Consider the following 15,588-nt stretch of genomic DNA (forward strand, 5'->3'; position numbering starts at 1 on the left):
CGCTCCCGCCTACGCCCCCGCGATCAGGTCCTTGATGCGGCTGGCCAGCGCCTCCATCGAGAACGGCTTGGTCAGCACGTGCATGCCGGGGTCCAGGTGGCCGTGGTTCAGCACGGCGTTCTCCGCGTAGCCGGTGATGAACAGCACCTTCAGGCCGGGGCGGGCCTCCCGGGCCGCGTCGGCCAACTGGCGCCCGTTCATGCCGCCGGGCAGGCCGACATCCGTGACCAGCAGGTCGATGCGGTCCGCGGACCGCAGCGCCTTCAGCCCCGAGGCCCCGTCCGCCGCTTCGATGGCGGTGTAGCCGAGGTCTTCCAGCACCTCGCCGATGAGCATCCGCACGGTCGGCTCGTCGTCCACCACCAGCACGGTCTCGCCCCGCCCGGCGCGCGGCTTCGGCGCCTCGGCCGCCGGCTCGGCGCCTTCGTCCGCGCCCCCGCCTTGGTGCCGCGGCAGGTACAGGCACACCAGCGTGCCCTTGCCGGGCTCCGAATAGATGCGCGCCTGCCCGCCCGACTGCCGGACGAAGCCGTAGATCATCGAAAGGCCCAGCCCCGTCCCCATGCCGATCGGCTTGGTGGTGAAGAACGGATCGAACGCCCGACGGGCCACGTCGGGCGTCATCCCGATGCCGGTGTCGCTGACGCAGAGCGAGACGTACTGCCCGGGCGGCAGGTCCCGCTCGCGCGCCGCGCGCGCGTCGAGCCACTTGTTGGCGGTCTCGATCGTCAGCTTGCCCCCGTCCGGCATGGCGTCGCGGGCGTTGATGCACAGGTTCAGCAACGCGTTCTCGAGCTGGTTCGGGTCCGCCAGCGTCGTCCACAGCCCCCCTGCCGCCACCACCTCGACCGCCACCGCAGGCCCCACGGTGCGCCGCACCAGTTCCTCCATGCCCGCGACCAGGCGGTTGAGGTCGATGGGCTTGGGGTCGAGCGTTTGCCGGCGCGAAAAGGCCAGCAAGCGGTGCGTCAACGCCGCGGCCCGCTTCGCCGCCCCCTGGGCGGCCGTGACGTAGCGGTCCACCTCCATGATCCGGCCTTGCGAGATGCGGGCGTTCAGCATCTCCAAGCTGCCGGCGATGCCGGTGAGCAGGTTGTTGAAGTCGTGCGCGATGCCGCCGGTGAGCTGGCCGACCGCTTCCATCTTCTGCGACTGCCGGAGTTGCTCCTCGGCCCGGCGCAGCGCGTCCGCCTGCTCCTTCTCGGCCGTTACGTCCCGCCCGTAGGCGTAGACGAGGTCGCCTTCGAGCGAGGTGCGCCAGGAGATCCAGCGCGGCGTGCCGTCCTTGTGCGTGTAGCGGTTCTCGAAGTCGGTGAGGTCGCCGGCCGAGGCCGCCGCGTCCAGCGCGTCTCGGGTCGGGCCCGCGTCCTCGGGCCAGACGAAATCCAGGAAGCTGCGGCCCACCACCTCGCCCGGCCCGTGGCCGAGGATCGCAGCCCAGGCCGGGTTGACGGCGCGGAAGACCCCGTCAGCGCCGACCACCACGAGCAGGTCGCGGGAGTTCCTCCAAACGCGGTCGAGTTCCCGCGTCCGCGCGGCCACCGTCTCTTCCAGCGACCTGTTCAGCCGCTCCAGCGCTTCTTCCGCCGCCCGCCGCGCGGTGTCGTCGCGGATGGTCAGCACGGCGCCGATCTGCCGGCCTGCCCCGTCGAGCACCGGACGGGCGTTGCCGACCGCCAGCACCTCGCCCCCGTCCGGCCGCCGGATGCGCCAGCGCGCCTCCAGCACCGTCTCGCCGCGCACGGCCCGCGCCAGCGGCAGGTCGAGGGACGGGTACGGGCGGCCGTCCTCCGTCAGCAGGCTGTACGTCTCGCTGTAGGCGTCGGGCGCCACGTCGAGCCGGCGCGCGCCGTGCAGGCGCCCGGCGGCCTCGTTGATGAGGGTGATCCGCCCAGCGGCATCCGTGACGATGACCCCTTCCGCGAGCTGGCCGAGCGTCGCGGATTGCTGCGCGGCCAGCCTGCGCGCCTCCGCTTCGCTGTGGCGCAGCGCCTGCTCCGCGCGGCGGCGCTCCACGGCCGTGCGCGTGCGGCCGGCCGCCTCCCGCACGAAGGCCAGCTCCTCCGGCGGCCATTCGCGCGCGGTCGCGTGGTTCAGGTAGAGCAGGGCGACGATGCCCCCCTGCTCGGTCACCGGCATGTTGATGAAGGCCTGGGCGCTGATAGCCTTCAGGGCCTCCGCCGTGGCGGCGGTCCTCGGGTCCTTCTCGGCGTCGGCCACGATCGCCGTCTCGCCGCGCTTGAGGTCCTCGATGTACGAGCCGTAGTCGCGGAAGCGGAGCACGCCGGCCAGGCTCTTGATGCCCGGCGCGTTCCAGTCGCGCTCGATGGTGATCGTCTCCGCGGCGGTGTCGATGGTGCCGTAGCCGGCGCGGCTCACGCCCAACGTCCGCCCGAGGATCTCGGCAGCGGCGAAGGACAGCTCGGCCGGATCTTCGATGTCGCGGACGCGGTCGCCGAGCTCGGCCAGGGCGAGGCGGCGGGCCTCCGTCCGCTTGCGTTCGGTGACGTCGCGGTAGAACACCGCGAGTCCCTCGGGAACCGGGTAGGCGCGCACCTCGAACCAGCGGCCGCGCCCGTCTGGCCAGGCGTATTCGACATCGGCGGCGACCGGCACCTGCTCGGCCATCGCACGCTTGTAAAGGCGGCCTTGCTCCGCGTCCTCGGTGCCGGGCCACGCCTCCCAATGGGTCTTGCCGAGGATGGCGGCGGCCTCGCGGCCCTCGAACCGCAAGCCCGCCGGGTTGATGGCCAGCACGCGGAAGCCGCGGTCGAGCAGCACGAAACCTTCGTTCATGCCTTCGAGCACGCCGCGGAGGCGCGTCTCGCTCTCGCGCAAGGCCTGGACCGCCGCCTTGCGCTCGCCGATGTCCCGCACGGTGCCGACGAACCGCACGGCGCGCCGGGCGGCCCCCTGACCCTCGAAGAAGGCCCTGCCCTTCGCGGCGATCCACCGCTCCATCCGGTCCTCGAGGCCGACCGTGCGGTACTCGATGTCGTACTCGCCGGGGCCGTCCGGCGCGAGGGCGCGCTGCACGGCCGCGTCGGTCGTCCCCCTGTCGTCCGGGTGCAGCCCGGCGAGGAAGGTGCCGTAATCCACCTCGGCCGATGGCGGCAGGCCGAAGAGCGCCTTGCACCGGTCGTCCCAACGGAGCGCGCCGGACACCAGGTCGTAGTCCCAGATGCCGACGCCGGTGGCTTCGGTCGCCAGCGTGAGGCGTTCGTTGCCCTCCCGCAGAGCGTCCTCCGCCTCGCGCCGGTCGCCGATGTCGATGACCGACCCGATGTAGCCGAGGAAACCGCCGTCCGGCCCGAAGCGCGGCGAAGCGGCGTCGATCGCCCAGCGGTAGACGCCGTCCGCACGGCGCAAGCGGTACTCGACGCGGAACGGCCCCTGCGCGGCGTTGGCGGCCAGGAACGCCTCCTCGGCCGCCTTCTGGTCGTCGGGGTGCGTCGCCTTCGCCCAGCCCAGGCCGAGCGCTTCCGCCTCGACCTGACCGGTGAACTCGTACCAGCGCCGGTTGAGCCAGGTGCAGTAGCCGTCCGGGTCGGTGCCCCACATCATCACCGGCGCGTGGTCGGCCATGTTGCGGAACCGCGCCTCGCTCTCGCGCAGCGCTTCTTCCGCCGTCCACGCGGCGTGGATGTCCTGGGTCGTGCCGTACCACCGCACGATGGCGCCCGCCTCGTCGCACCGGGGGAACGCGCGCGAGTGCATCCAACGGTAGGAGCCGTCCCGGAGGCGCGCGCGGTGCTGTATGTCGTAGGGCTCGCCCGTCGTGACGGAGCGCGTCCAGGCCTCCACCGAACGCGCGAGGTCGTCCGGGTGCAAAGCGTCGCCCCAGCTCGAGCCGAGGCCGCTCGTGCCGGTCCACTCGCCCCAGCGGGACCCGACGCGGTCGAGCTGGCCGTCCGGCCGCGCCGTCCAGACCGTTTGCGGCGACAGGTCGGAGGCGTAGCGGTAGTCCTCCTCGCTTTCGCGCAGGCGACGCTCCGCGAACACCTGCCCGGTCGTCTCGGTGCAGGCGCAGAACATTCCCGCCACCGCGCCGCTCTCGTCGCGCACCGGGGAGTAGGAGAAGGTGTACCAGGTGTCCTCCGGGTACCCGTTGCGCTCCATCACGAGGTGCAGGTTCTCGTGGAACGTCGCTTCGCCGGCGAGCGCCTTGGAGACCAGCGGCTCGATGTCGGCCCAGATCTCCGGCCAGACCTCCCGGAACGGCAGGCCCAGGGCGCGCGGGTGCTTGGCCCCGAAGATGGGGCGGTAGCCGTCGTTGTAGAGGAAGGCGAGTTCCGGCCCCCAGGCGACGAACATCGGGAACTTGGATTCGAGCAGCAGCCCGACGACCGAGCGCAGCGATTGCGGCCAAGTTTCCGGGCGGCCGATCGGCGAGGCCGACCAGTCGTGCCGGCGCATCAACGCGCCCATCTCGCCGCCGCCGGCGAGGAAGCCCGTCCCGCCCATCCGCCCCGTCGGCTGGTCCACCTACGTGCGCCCCGCGCCGCGCGGTTCGCCGCCGCCGCCCACGCGTCCTCGGGCCGACGCCTGATGGCGGGCGGCGGCGGAAAGCCCTCGTCCAGACATGCGGGGATTGTTGCTCCGGGCTGCCATGCCGCACGTTAATCGGAAGAGGTCGTTGCCACAACGCGCCACCCGGACGAGAACCGGACGGCGCTCCGCGGAAGCTCTCGCGCCACGGGATCGGGAAAGGCTACGCCCCGCCCGCCAAGGCCCGGGCCGCGCTTCTCGTCCGGGGCCGTTTAGGCACCGGGTAAGGTGGTAAGGCAGTAAGGAGGTGAGGCGGCGACACCCCTTGTTAGCGCACCCGCGTCCGCACCGCCCCGCGCAAGTCCCGCTCCAGCGCCGCCAGCGCCGCCGCCAGGGCGTCCCGCATCGCCGCCGCCGCTTCGCCCGCTGGCACCGCGTCGTCCCGCCGCGCCCCGCCGGGCAATGGCGCGGCGCCCTCCGGCGTGAACTGGCCGAGGATGCGGGCCTGCCCGCCGTCGCGTGGCTCCTCCAGCAGCAGCGCCGCGAGTCCGGCCCGCGCCGAGCCGGCCCGCGGCTCGGTCTGGAGGCGCAGCAACTCGGCTTCCAGCACCAAGCCCGGGCGCAGGCGGGAGCCGGGCGACACCACGGCGGAGAACAGGCCGCTGGCCGCCAGCCACTGGCGCATCGCCTCTTCCACCAGCTCCACCGGCGGCGCCGCCCACTCGTCGTAGAACGCCGTGTCCACCTGCCCGCCCGCGCCCAGGGTGCGGAGGCCGCGGCTGTCCATCCCCGGAGCCGCGCGCACGGTGCGCAGCAGCAGCACCGGCCCGCGCCGCGCCGGCGGCTCGCGGCGCGGCCGCTCCGGCGCCAAGGCGTAGCGCTGCACCTCTTGGTACGGCCGGCTCGGGAGCACGCTGCAAGCCGCGTCGCCCAACACCGCCGGGGCCAGCAGCAACGAACGGCGGCGGGAGAAATGCATCGGTCAGCGGCGCTCCGGCGGTGGCGGGGCGCCGAACAGCGCTTGGCCGGGGGAGCGGCGCAGCGCTTCGGTGGTGTCCCGCAGGTTGCCGACCGCGCTGCGCAGGTCCCGGAGGATCGGCGCCAGCTCGGCCTGGATCTCGGTGGAAGCGCCGCGCGCGACCCGCAGGCCGGACTCGAGCGCGGCGATGGTCGCGGGCAGGCGCGCGGCGGCGGTCCGCACCTCGGCGGCGGCGGCGGCGGCGTTGGCCAAGGTCTGGCGCAGCTCGCGGCTGGCGAGCAGCTCGCGCGCCTCGGCCGCCGTGCCGCGCGCCTCGGCCGCGGCGTCGCGCAGCCCGCCCAACACGCCGGGCACGTCGGCCTCCTCCACCGCGCCGCGGAGCGTGCGGAGCAGCGCGGACGCTTCTTGCAGAGTCTGCGCCACGTCGCCGCCCTCCCGCGTTTCCCGCCGCAGGTCGGACAGCAGCCCGGTGAGGTTCTCCAGCAGCCCGCCGACGTCCACGCCTTCCAGCTTCTGGAGCAGCGCTTCGGCCGCGTTCTGCACCTGCGCGACGGTGGATGGGACGGCGGGAATGTAGGTTTCCCTCGGCTCCCAGGGCACGGCCATGGCCGGGAAGCGCTCCGGGTCCACGAAGTCGAGCTCCACGTAGTACACGCCGGTGATGCCCGCCGCCGCGATGCGGGTGCGGAGGCCGAGGCGGATCGCGTCGTCCACCGAGGGCGCCTCCCCGATGCGCCGCGTGTCCACGGAGAAGCGCACGAAGACGAGCTGGTAGGCGGGGCCGAAGGTGTCCCCCTCCATGCGGGGGTACTCCGCCGAGACCAGCCCGAGGCCCTCGACGCGGCCGATGGAAACGCCGCGGTAGCGCACCGCCGCGCCGACCTCAAGGCCCTGCACGGATTCGCGGAGGTACGTCTCGTACATCACGGCGGAGTCGCCGGGGCGGTTCGCGGTGAGGAACAGCACGAAGCCCAACGCCAGCCCCAGCCCCGCCAGGACCAGCGCGCCGACGCGCAGGTAGAGGCCGCGCGACCGCTCCATCGCCTACGCCGCCGCGCCCTGCCGGTCCGGCGGCGCTTCCCGCCGGAAGAAGGCGCGCACGACCGGGTCCGCGCTCTCGTCGCGCAGCCGGCGCGGGTCGCCTTCCGCGATCATCCCGCGCGCCGCCTTGTCGAGCATGATGCAACGGTCGCCGATCGCCAGGATGGATTGCAGCTCGTGCGTCACCACGACGAAGGTGGTGCCGAGGTCGCGCGCGAGCTGCTTGATGAGCGCGTCCAGCCCCGCCGAGGTGACGGGGTCGAGGCCGGCGGAGGGCTCGTCCAGGAACAGGATCGGCGGGTCGAGCGCCATCGCGCGGGCGATGCCGGCGCGCTTGGCCATCCCGCCCGAGATCTCGGCGGGCAGCCGCCCGGCCGCGTCGGCGAGGCCGACCATCCCGAGCTTGGCCTTCGCCACCAGCGCCCGCGCCTCCGCCGGCAGCCCGGTGTGCTCCTCCAACGGCACCTCGATGTTGCCCTCCAGGGTGGACGAGCCGAACAGCGCGCCCGATTGCCACATCACGCCGATCCGGCGCAGCAGCGCCCGCCGGGCCGCGCCCTCCAGCGCGGCGATGTCCTCGCCCAGGATCTCGATGCGGCCTTCGGCCGGCGGGTACAAGCCGATCATGTGCTTGAGCAGCGTGGACTTGCCGCAACCCGAACCGCCCAGGATCACGAACACCTCGCCGCGCCTCACCTCGAAGGAAACGCGCTCGAAGACGGGGCGCCCGCCGAAGCGGGCGGCGAGGTTCTCCACGCGCACCACCGCGTCGCCGCCGGCCGGCACCGCCGTCACCAGCCCAGCCGGTAGAACAGCACGGCGAAGGCGCCGTCGATCACCACGATGGACACGATGCCGCCCACCACCGCGCCCGTCGCCGCGTCGCCCACCGCGCGCGGCCCGCCCCCGGCGTTGAGGCCGGCGCGGCACCCGATCAGGCCGATGGAAAGCCCGAAGGCGGCCGCCTTCCACAAGCCGCCCCAAAGGTCCCAAAGGCGCAGCGCGTACTGCAGCTGGCCCGCGACCCCGGCCGGCACGTAGCCGAGCGACAGCATCACGGCGCCCATGCCCAGCAACCCTGACAGGTCCATCAGCAGCGCCAGCACCGGCATCACCAGGACCGCCGCCAGCACCCGCGGCAGCACCAGCCAAGCGACCGGGTCGATGCCCATGATGCGGAGCGCGTCCACCTCCTCGTTCACCCGCATGGTGCCCAGCTCGGCGGCGAAGGCCGAGCCGGTGCGCCCGGCCAGCACCACCGCCGCCATCAGCGGCCCCAACTCCCGCAGCAGCGAAATGCCGACGAGGTTGGGGATGTAGTACTCCGCCCCGAAGCGGCGCAGCGACACGGAGGACTGGAAGGCCAGGATCAACCCGATCAGGAAGCCCAGCAGGATCGTCAAGCCGAAGGCGCGCAGCCCCGCCTCGTCCAGGTGCCGCATCACCTCGCCGAAGCGCAGGCGCCAAGGCCGCCGCGCGACGCCGGCCCCGGCCACCAACGCTTCGCCCAGGAAGGCGACCTGGTCGAGCATGCGGTCGCCACGCCCCACCGTCGCGCGGCCCAGGCGTCCGACCCAGGGCAGGCCGCCGTCGCCGGCGGCCTTGGCGGCGGCTGGAGCTTCCAGCGCGCGGCGGGTCCGCTCCAGCACCGCCCGCGCCGGGCCGTCCACCGGCAAGCCCTGCCACCGCGCCCCGCCCGCCTCGCGCTCCAGCCGCAGCAGGAGCACGGCGCCGGCGGTGTCGAGGGAGGCCAAGCGGCCGAGGTCGAGGGTGAGCGGCGCGGCGCCTTTTGCGCGGCGGGTCGCGTCCGGCCAGAGGCGCGCCACCGCGCCGGCGTCCAGCACGCCGCGGAACGCCAAGCGGAGGCCGCCCGCGCCCTCCGCGCGCGCTTCGAAGCCCGCTGCGTCCTCCACCGTGCCGGTCGCGTCTCGTGCCATCCGCGGATCAATCGCCTCCGGGCCCGGGAGGTTGCACGGGCGGGCGATCCTGTCACGCGAAAGGCGGGCGGCGCAGCGGAAACGCCGCGGTTGGGGCCGGGCGGGCCGCGGGCCGGGCCGTTCAGTCGGCGCGGATGCCCGCTTCCGCCACCAACCGGCCCCAGCGCCCCACCTCCGCCTGGACGTGCGCCGTGGACCGCGCCGAATCCCAGCCGAGCACGTCGAAGCCGCCCTCCTCGGCGCGGCGCACCAGCTCCCCGTCGCGCATGGCGAGCAGGACGTCCGCCTCCAGCCGCCGCAGCACCGGGCGCGGCACGGCGGCGTTGGTCAGCACCGCCGTCCAGTTGGTGATCAGCAGGTCCGGCGCCCCGGCCTCGGCCACCGTCGGGATGTCGGGCACCAGCCGGTGCCGCTGCCGGTCGGTGAGGGCGAGGCCGCGCAGCCGCCCGGCGCGGAGCTGGGCGATGCACTCCGGCAGGTTGGACACGATCAGGTCGAGGTTGCCGGCCACCAGGTCCGTCACCGCCGGCGCCCCGCCGCGGTAGGACACGTGGACGAGGTTCGGCCCGGCGCCCGCGATGCGCCGCACCAGTTCCAGCCCAAGGTGGGGCGGCGAGCCGTTGCCGGACGACCCCGCGCTCATCTGCCGCGTCCGCGCCATCGCCAGCAGCCCGGCCAAGTCCCGCGCCGGGTGCGCCGCGGGCACGGCGACCACCAAAGGCAGCGCGCCGAGCACGGACACGGCCGCGAAGTCCTGCCGCAGGTCGTAGGGCGCGTTGGGGTAGAGGCTCGCATTCACCGCGTGGGTCAGCGTGACCGCGAGCAGGGTGTGCCCGTCCGGCGCGGCCTTGGCGGCGGCGTCCGCGCCGATCATCGCGTTGCCGCCGGGCCGGTTGTCCACCACCACCGGCTTGCCCCAGATCTCGGACAGCCGCTGCGCCAGCAGGCGGGCCATGATGTCGGTCAGGCCCGCCGGCGCGAAGGGCACGACGTAGCGCACGGGCCGCTCGGGGAAGGCGTCCGGTGTCTGCGCCGTGGCGGTCGTCCCGGCGGGGAGCAACAGGGCGGACAGCGACGGGAGGCGGCGGCGGGGAAGGCGGATCACGGCTTCGTCCACGACAAGGCTCGGCGGGACCGTGCCCCGGGCGGGCGAGGCGCGCAACAAAGGCACGGGCGGCGCCTCCGGCCGTACCGCCCGCGACGCCGGCAGCGTCTCGAAATTGCGCCTCACAGCTCTTTCATTGGCAAATCGAGATGGTTGCGATATTATCTGGAAACGGTCGGGTGCTTGCAGGGCGGTGATGCAGAGAAGGTGGTTGGGGCCCCGGGCGAGGAGCGCAGGTTTCTCGCTCCGGCTCCTGATCTTCTCCGGCTTCATGGCCATGGCGGTCGCCACGGCCGGGCTCGGCGTCTCCGCGGTGCAGGGCATCGGCCGCCCAGGCGGCATCGGCGCCGCCGACCTCGACCATGCGCTGTCCGCCGCCTCTCTCGCCCGCTCCGCCGATGCCGGCCTGGGGGCAATGGAGGCGGCCCTCCTGCGGCGGCGCTTGGCGTCCACCCCTGCGGCGCGGCAGTCGGAGGAGGACCGCTTCGCGGGCCTGGGCAAGCGCGTCGCCGAGGACCTGCGGACCGTGGCCGACCGCGCCGACTCCGAAGCGGTGCGGCGGGCCGCCGCCGGCGCCGACGCCGCGGCGACGGCCTGGATCGACGCCGCGCGCCACACCCATCGCCAGCCTTCGCCGGATTGGGCCCGGCTCGGCCCGCTCGCGGCGGCGGCCAGGGAACGGTCCGAGGCGCTTGTCGACGCGGTCGCCGGCGACGCCCTCCGGCGGAGGGACGAGGCGCGCGCCGCGGCGACCGCGGCCACCCGCCGCATCCTGGCCGGGACGGCGGCCGCGCTCCTGTTCGGTTGCGGAGTCGCCGCGTGGCTCGCGCGGCGCGTGGCGGGCCCGATCGCGGCGGCGTCCCGGGCGGCGTCCGGCATCGCGTCGGGCCGGCTCGAGACCCCGATACCCGGGGGCGGCAGCGGCGAACTCGGCACGCTTTTGGAAGCCATGGAGCGCATGCGCGACTCTTTGAGGGTCAGGATCTCGCGCGAGAAGGCCGAGGGGCTCGACACGCGGGCGCAACTGGCCGAGGCCTTGGAGGTCTCCATGGACGGCATCGTTCTGACCGACGCCGCCGGCCGGATCACCGCGGTCAACCATCGAGCGTCCCAGATGCTGCCGGACATCGTGCTGGCGCCCGGCGAGAACTGGGACCGCGCCGCCGCGGCCCTGCATGTGCCGGACCCGGCGATGGCGGCGGCGCTGTGGCACGCCCCGCCGGCCGCGGCGGAGGTGAAGCTGGCCGGCGGGCGCTGGCTCCGCGTGTCCCGGAGCCCGGCGCGGGGCGGGGGCGCCGTCGCGATACTGTCCGACATCACCGGCCGCAAGGCGCACGAGGCCGCGCTCTCCGAAAGCAACCGGCGCTTCTCCGCCGCGATCGGCAACATGGCGCAGGGGCTCTGCATGGTGGACGCGGAGGGCCGCATCCTGGTCTGCAACCAGCGTTTCTGCGACATGTTCGGCCTGCCCCCCGCGGAGATCATGGCCGGTGTGCCGGTGCGGGACGCGTCCCGGATCGCCGTGGAGGCGGCCCGTTACCCGTTGGACCTCCTCGCGCAGATCAAGGAGGACCAGCGTTCCCTCAACGAAGGCTCGAAGCCCCTGTCCGTGGTCCGCGAAGGGGCGGGCGGCGCGGCGCTCGCCGTCAACTACCGGCCGATGCCGGGCGGCGGCTGGGTCACCACCTACGCCGACGTCACCGAACAGCGGGCGGCTGAGGAGCGGCAGGCCCTGCTGATGCGGGAACTGGACCACCGCGCCAAGAACGCCCTCGCCGTGGTGCAGGCCGCGCTGCGCCTGACGCCCAAGGACGACGCCGAAAGCTACGCCCGGGCGGTGGGCGGCCGGGTGGGCGCGCTGGCCCGGGCCCACACCCTGCTCGCCAAGGGGCAGTGGTCGGGCGCCGATCTGCGCGACCTCGCCTGGGGCGAACTGGCGCCGTTCCTGGGTTCGGCGCCGGCGGACAAGCGGCCGCAGCCGCGCGCCGCGCTGGACGGCCCCGACGTCACCCTGGTCCCCGGCGCGGCGCAGGCGATCTCCATGGCGCTGCACGAACTGGCCACCAACGCCACCAAGCACGGCGCCCTGTCGATGCCGGAGGGCCGGGTTTCGGTGTTCTGGGAGGTGGACGACGGGGCCGGGCTGCTTCGCCTGCTCTGGGCGGAGTCGGGCGGCCCGCCGTTGACCGGGGCGCCGCCCGTCCGGCGCGGCTTCGGCTCCCGCTTGCTGGAAGCCACGCTGAAGGACCAGCTCGGCGGCAAGCTGGCGCGCGACTGGCGGCCGGGCGGCCTCGTCTGCACCATCGAGCTGCCGCTCTCGCGCGCCCTGGCGGGCCAGGCGCTCCAGCGGCCGATCATGACCGGCCTCGAACCGGAGTTCGGCCCGGTCGGCGGCATGCGCTCCCCGGCCGCGCCCGTGGCCGCCGCTCCGGGACGGTGACATCCGAACCGCGGCTGGAACGCGAGCCGGGGCGGCAACGAGGAACGCGGAAACCATCAGGCTTCAGCGCTGCGCGCGGGAAGCTTGCTTATTAGAGACGTTCATGTTTTGTTCACAAACTGGCTCGCTGATCCGAAGGGCGACCTGTGCATCCACCGCCGCCAGCAGCAGTTCCCGGCCAAAGCCGCGGAGGACCGTACCCTTTCGCCGGTGTTGTCCGGTACGCCGCTGGCCGCGGCCCCGCGCTCGCGTCCCGCGGAACGCGCAAGGCGCGCGCTTCTTCGGCCTTCCCATTTGTCCGAATGCCGCAAAATGGGCCGGGCAAGACGGCGAGGGGGAAAGGTGGCGAGGCTCCGCCCGGCGACCCGGACCCCGCTCATTCGTCCGAAAGCGGCGACCGCGCCGCCCCCGCCGCGCCGCCTCACCCCGCCGGCAGGCGCACGATGAAGCGCGCCCCAACCACCTTGCCTTCCGCGTCCCGCCGGTTCTCCGCGGCGATCCGCCCGCGCAGCCCTTCCACGATCTGCTTGCTGATCGAAAGGCCGAGGCCCGAATGCTTGCCGAAGCCCTCGCCTTGCGGCCGCTCGGAGTAGAAGCGCTCGAAGATGCCTTCCAGCTTGGCGTCCGGGATGCCCGGCCCCTCGTCCTCCACCACCACCTCCACCCAGGCGCCGGCCGGCCGCGCCCGCACGTTCACCTTGCCGGCCCGCGGGCTGAACGACAGCGCGTTGCCGAGCAGGTTGCGGAACACCTGCACCAGCCGCCCCTCCACCCCGCGCACCACGAGGCCCGACGCCGGCGCCTCCAGCGCCACGGCGGGCTCGCCCTCCTTGCGCGTCGCGGCGTGCAGCTCGGCGAGCGTCGAGAGGATGGGCGCGATGTCCACCGGCACCGCCACCGTGCGCGACAGCTCCGCGTCCACGCGCGAGGAGTCGCTGATGTCGGCGATCAGGCGGTCCATCCGCACCGCGTCGTCGGCGATGATCGCCAGCAGGCGCGTCCGCTGTTCCGGATTCTCGATCCGGCGCAGGGTCTCGATGGCGCTCCGCACGCTGGTCAGCGGGTTGCGCAGCTCGTGCGCCACGTCCGCCGCGAAGCGCTCGTTGGTGTCGATGCGCGCCCAGAGGTCGCGCGCCGCCCGTTGCAGGTCGCGCGCCAGGATGCCGATCTCGTCCTCGCGCGACAGCAGCGAGAGCGGAACGCTGCCCGTCCGGCCCTCGCCCTGGCGCATCGCGGCGGCGCTGCCCGCGAGCTGCATGATCGGGTTGGCCAGCGTCTGCGCGAGATAGAAGGAGAGCGCCACGGTGAGCGCGAGCGCCACCGCGAAGATGCCCAGCACGCTGGCGCGGATCTCGAACAGGCGCTGGTCCACCTCCCGGGCCTCGCGCGTCAGCAGCACGATGCCGACCGGCTGGTTGCCGCGCCGCGCCGGCTCCGCCACCGAGACCAGCAGCCGCCCGTCCGCGGTGCGCCGGATGTAGGGCGTCACGCCGCCCTCCAGCGCCAGGCGCAGCTCCTCCCGCCGGTCGGGGCCGAGGTCCGGCTGCCAGTCGAAGGAGGGCGCGTCGGGCTGCACGTCCACCACCAGCCCCTCCCCGCCGCCGCCGGAGCCGCGCGGCACCAGCGCCACCAAGCGGTCGTAAAGGGTGCCGACGGTGGCGGAAAAGGCGTCGCGCGGCGGGTGCGGCGGCAGCGGTTCCGTCACCACCGCGCCGCCCGTGCCTTCGCGCACGCGGCTGTCCGCGACCACGAGGCCGGTGTTGTCGAACAGCCGCGCCTGCGTGTTGGGCGAGGGGTCGGTCAAGCGCCGCAGCAGCGGCTTTGCCAGTTCCGGCACCAGCACGGCGCGGTCGTCCTCCAGCCTGGTCGCGGCTTCGGCGATGCCGCCGGCATAGATGCGCGCCTGGGTCCGCAGCGCCTCCACCTCGGCCGCGAGCAACCCGTTCTGGTACTGGTCGAGGTACAGCATGGCCGCCGCCAGCAGCGCCGGCGGCAGGATGTTCAGCAGCAGGATGCGCCGCAGCAGCGGCGAGCCCCAGAGCCGGCGGCGCGGCCGGGCAGCCGGCGGCGGGGCGGAAACCGGCGCCGGCGCGGCCTGGGTGTCCGCCGGCGCGCCGACGTCAGGCATCGCCGCCTCCGCACGGAAAGTCCGGGCCCGGAGAACGGCCAGCCGCAGCCCTGCGATGAGCAGCAGGAATGATCGCCATCATTGAGACTGTCACCGCCCGCGCCGTCAACCAGCACTCCTCCCGCTTGCTCCGCGGAGTGTCGGAAGGGAAGCCCTTCGTCATAGCGCATCGCGGCCTGTCGGTCGCGCGCCTCGTGCCAGAATCCACCCCGGACGCCTAGCACATGGCGCCGGAGCAGGAACGAGCGCCCGCGGGGAGCATCGCCCGGTCGCGTTCGCTGAAACCTCCGGCCGAGCCGGCCGCGACCGGCCGCGCGACCGCCACGAATCCTACGCCGAGGTGCCGCGCGAGCGTTCCCGTGGCCGACAAGGCTCCGGCTGCCGGTCACTTTCGACAGTGTCGTTCATGTTCACACGGCCCGATCGAGCGATCCCGGTCACCTTCGCCGGCAGGCCTGACCGATCTCCGAGGAACACGCGGTCCAGATTGAGGGCGGGGGCTCGCAAAGCGGTAGGTGGCATACGCATCAGGGCAGTTGCCACCGCGAGCCAGTTAACCAAGCCGCTGCTCGGTCACGCCCATCTCGACCTCGGCCTCGGTCTGCTTGAGGCCGAGCGCTCCAATCAGCCGCCGGAGCCTCCGGCCGCACTGCTTTTCGGCGCTCGGCGACAGAGGGCAAGGGCACGTCCATACCGAAAAGGCCGGCGTCCGAAGAACCGAAGGCGGCCTGTCAGTCCTCCTTGTACCGGTACCCGATGCCGTAGAGCGTCTCGATCTGCGCGAAATCCGGGTCCGCTTGCCGGAATTTGCGCCGGACCCGCTTCACGTGGCTGTCGATGGTGCGGTCGTCCACGTAGATGTTCTCGCCGTAGGCGCCGTCGATGAGCTGGTCGCGGTTCTTCACCATGCCCGGCCGCAGCGCCAGCGCCTTGACCAATAGGAACTCCGTCACCGTGAGCTGGATGTCGTGCCCCTTCCAGGTGCAGGTGTGCTTGGTCTCGTCGAGCACCAGGTCGCCGCGGACGATGACGCCCCCGGGCGGCGCGCCGCTGCCCTCCGCCCGTCCGGCCTCGTTGCGGCGCAGCAGGGCGCGGATGCGCTCCAGCAGGAGGCGCTGGCTGAACGGCTTGGTGATGTAGTCGTCGGCGCCGAGGCGGAGGCCCATCAGCTCGTCCACCTCTTCGTCCTTGGAGGTGAGGAACACCACGGGCATGGAGGTGCGCTGGCGCAGGCGTTGCAGCAGCTCCATCCCGTCCATGCGCGGCATCTTGATGTCGAGCACGGCGAGGTCCGCCGGCCGCGACAGCAAACCCTGCAAGGCACTCTCGCCGTCGGTGTAGGTGCGCACCTGGAAGCCCTCCTGCTCCAAGGTCATGGAGACCGAGGTCAGGATGTTACGGTCGTCGTCCACCAGGGCGATCGTTTGTGTCATGTTCTGGCTCTCTGCGCGCGAACCTGAGCCGGTCGGG

General features: G+C 73.5%; 10 protein-coding genes. 2 read left to right on the forward strand and 8 right to left on the reverse strand.

The window, feature by feature from the left end:
• Window positions 1-9 precede the first annotated feature (9 nt).
• The 6 genes from ABD067_RS18895 to ABD067_RS18920 all read right to left on the reverse strand — a co-directional run bounded on the left by ABD067_RS18895 (window position 10) and on the right by ABD067_RS18920 (window position 9,550).
• Window positions 10-4,485, reverse strand: a complete 4,476-nt coding sequence (locus ABD067_RS18895; protein ID WP_343896926.1) for a PAS domain S-box protein — start codon at window positions 4,483-4,485, stop codon at window positions 10-12.
• A 331-nt stretch (window positions 4,486-4,816) separates the two neighbouring features.
• Window positions 4,817-5,467 carry an ABC-type transport auxiliary lipoprotein family protein gene (locus ABD067_RS18900; RefSeq protein WP_343896927.1) on the reverse strand — a complete coding sequence of 217 codons (651 nt, stop codon included), beginning with the start codon at window positions 5,465-5,467 and terminating at the stop codon, window positions 4,817-4,819.
• 3 nt (window positions 5,468-5,470) lie between these two features.
• The gene (locus tag ABD067_RS18905; RefSeq protein ID WP_343896928.1) at window positions 5,471-6,508 is read right to left on the reverse strand and encodes an MlaD family protein; all 1,038 of its coding nucleotides are present in this window, start codon (window positions 6,506-6,508) and stop codon (window positions 5,471-5,473) included.
• A 3-nt stretch (window positions 6,509-6,511) separates the two neighbouring features.
• A complete protein-coding gene (locus ABD067_RS18910; RefSeq protein WP_343896929.1) occupies window positions 6,512-7,303 on the reverse strand; it encodes an ABC transporter ATP-binding protein in 792 nt (263 codons plus the stop codon).
• The gene (locus ABD067_RS18915) at window positions 7,300-8,445 is read right to left on the reverse strand and encodes an ABC transporter permease (RefSeq protein WP_343896930.1); all 1,146 of its coding nucleotides are present in this window, start codon (window positions 8,443-8,445) and stop codon (window positions 7,300-7,302) included. The genes ABD067_RS18910 and ABD067_RS18915 overlap by 4 nt, the downstream gene beginning before the upstream one ends.
• Window positions 8,446-8,566: 121 nt before the next feature.
• Entirely contained in the window at window positions 8,567-9,550 is a 984-nt protein-coding gene (locus ABD067_RS18920) for a tripartite tricarboxylate transporter substrate-binding protein (protein WP_343896931.1), read from the reverse strand.
• Window positions 9,551-9,827: 277 nt separating this feature from the next.
• Here ABD067_RS18920 and ABD067_RS18925 point away from each other — a divergent pair, with 277 nt between their 5' ends.
• Window positions 9,828-11,990: a PAS-domain containing protein gene (locus ABD067_RS18925; RefSeq protein WP_343896932.1), complete on the forward strand. Its 2,163-nt coding sequence runs from the start codon at window positions 9,828-9,830 to the stop codon at window positions 11,988-11,990.
• 421 nt (window positions 11,991-12,411) lie between these two features.
• Here the strand turns inward: ABD067_RS18925 and ABD067_RS18930 are convergent, their stop codons facing one another.
• Entirely contained in the window at window positions 12,412-14,118 is a 1,707-nt protein-coding gene (locus ABD067_RS18930; RefSeq protein ID WP_343896933.1) for a sensor histidine kinase, read from the reverse strand.
• 68 nt (window positions 14,119-14,186) lie between these two features.
• Here ABD067_RS18930 and ABD067_RS18935 point away from each other — a divergent pair, with 68 nt between their 5' ends.
• Entirely contained in the window at window positions 14,187-14,339 is a 153-nt protein-coding gene (locus ABD067_RS18935) for a type II toxin-antitoxin system Phd/YefM family antitoxin (RefSeq protein ID WP_343896934.1), read from the forward strand.
• 510 nt (window positions 14,340-14,849) lie between these two features.
• Here the strand turns inward: ABD067_RS18935 and ABD067_RS18940 are convergent.
• The gene (locus ABD067_RS18940) at window positions 14,850-15,551 is read right to left on the reverse strand and encodes a response regulator transcription factor (protein WP_343896935.1); all 702 of its coding nucleotides are present in this window, start codon (window positions 15,549-15,551) and stop codon (window positions 14,850-14,852) included.
• Window positions 15,552-15,588 lie beyond the last annotated feature (37 nt).

It is taken from the genome of Craurococcus roseus (assembly GCF_039523795.1).
Taxonomy (GTDB): domain Bacteria; phylum Pseudomonadota; class Alphaproteobacteria; order Acetobacterales; family Acetobacteraceae; genus Craurococcus; species Craurococcus roseus.

What these genes read in the sequence shown, in the direction of transcription:
- ABD067_RS18900 (WP_343896927.1), bottom strand. Translation starts at nt 5,467, where the DNA reads ATGCATTTCTCCCGCCGCCGTTCGTTGCTGCTGGCCCCGGCGGTGTTG.
- ABD067_RS18905 (WP_343896928.1), bottom strand. Translation starts at nt 6,508, where the DNA reads ATGGAGCGGTCGCGCGGCCTCTACCTGCGCGTCGGCGCGCTGGTCCTG.
- ABD067_RS18915 (WP_343896930.1), bottom strand. Translation starts at nt 8,445, where the DNA reads ATGGCACGAGACGCGACCGGCACGGTGGAGGACGCAGCGGGCTTCGAA.
- ABD067_RS18925 (WP_343896932.1), top strand. Translation starts at nt 9,828, where the DNA reads ATGGCGGTCGCCACGGCCGGGCTCGGCGTCTCCGCGGTGCAGGGCATC.
- ABD067_RS18930 (WP_343896933.1), bottom strand. Translation starts at nt 14,118, where the DNA reads ATGCCTGACGTCGGCGCGCCGGCGGACACCCAGGCCGCGCCGGCGCCG.
- ABD067_RS18935 (WP_343896934.1), top strand. Translation starts at nt 14,187, where the DNA reads ATGATCGCCATCATTGAGACTGTCACCGCCCGCGCCGTCAACCAGCAC.
- ABD067_RS18940 (WP_343896935.1), bottom strand. Translation starts at nt 15,551, where the DNA reads ATGACACAAACGATCGCCCTGGTGGACGACGACCGTAACATCCTGACC.